The sequence below is a fragment of the Bradyrhizobium sp. Leo170 genome, from assembly GCF_004296405.1.
Classification (GTDB): domain Bacteria; phylum Pseudomonadota; class Alphaproteobacteria; order Rhizobiales; family Xanthobacteraceae; genus Bradyrhizobium.
This window is the reverse complement of the sequence record NZ_PSRR01000761.1, coordinates 1-963: the sequence shown is the minus strand read 5'-3', so window position 1 is coordinate 963 and position 963 is coordinate 1. Positions and strand designations below refer to the sequence as shown.

Below are 963 nucleotides of genomic sequence, written 5' to 3'. Positions count from 1 at the left end.
AGTACCGAGATTTGTAATTCGGATTGCACCGTGCCCTGTCGCGCCAGCTCGATGGCTCAACTGCTCCACGGAGCGTCATGCAAGTCATGAAACAACGCGGAGACGTAGAGCAGCTCGTCCTCGAATTTTAGCTTCTGACGGATTCCTTTCATCGCTCCGAACACAAACACCCGAACCGAGTGGTTGAACAACATCTGGCTTTCATGTTTTCGCACGGGTTCGGCGGCTGCGTGCGCGATGCTGCTATCGGGAATTGCGCTCCACCGCCTTCCGCAGCACACGGATCTCGCCCGGCGCAGCGGATCGCTTGGCAGCATGCCAGCACCGAGCATGGCAAGGCCGAGCATATTCATGTGATCGGGTGGATTTGGCGTCGGATTTCCTGCCGCCGGTACACTACGAATGTACGCGATCACAGCCTTGATGTCGTCGTCGCTCAGTCGGCCGGCCCTGACGTAGGACATCAATGTCAGCCACCGGCCCTCCGCGTCAACGCCGTTACGAATGGCGCGGAAGATCTCGCCGTCGGACCAGTGCTTCAATGGCCCGGCCGGAGTAAGATTTGCAGCCGCGAAGGAACCGATTGGAACCTGGAGTTCGACCGCGAGATCGTAGCCGCCGGTGAGCGTGCCAGTGTGTGAATGGCAGGCGCCACAAAGACCGTCGGCTATATCCTTGCCACGCGCAATGAGTTCCGGCGTACCCGCAACCTTGATATCGGGGATGGGCGCCGAGCGGCTGTGCTGCTTGATCATCCCGAGCAACCTGAGCGCGCTGGCGGACAACACCGCAACGGACAGCAGCCCCGACAGACCTGCGCCGCCCCATTTGACGATGCGGTTTCTAACACGCCAGGCGCGGAAGCCAGACCAGGCCAATAACGCGGCAATGACGATCAACGCCACCAACCCAACGATGTTTTGCATTGCTACTCCTAGACAAATGATTGCGCACGGGGGACGT

Annotated in this window: 1 protein-coding gene; it reads right to left on the bottom strand. The window is 59.7% G+C overall.

The features are described from left to right. Positions 1 to 56: 56 nt before the first annotated feature. Positions 57 to 926: a c-type cytochrome gene (locus tag CWO89_RS44545; protein ID WP_245476876.1), complete on the bottom strand. Its 870-nt coding sequence runs from the start codon at positions 924 to 926 to the stop codon at positions 57 to 59. Positions 927 to 963: the final 37 nt, after the last annotated feature.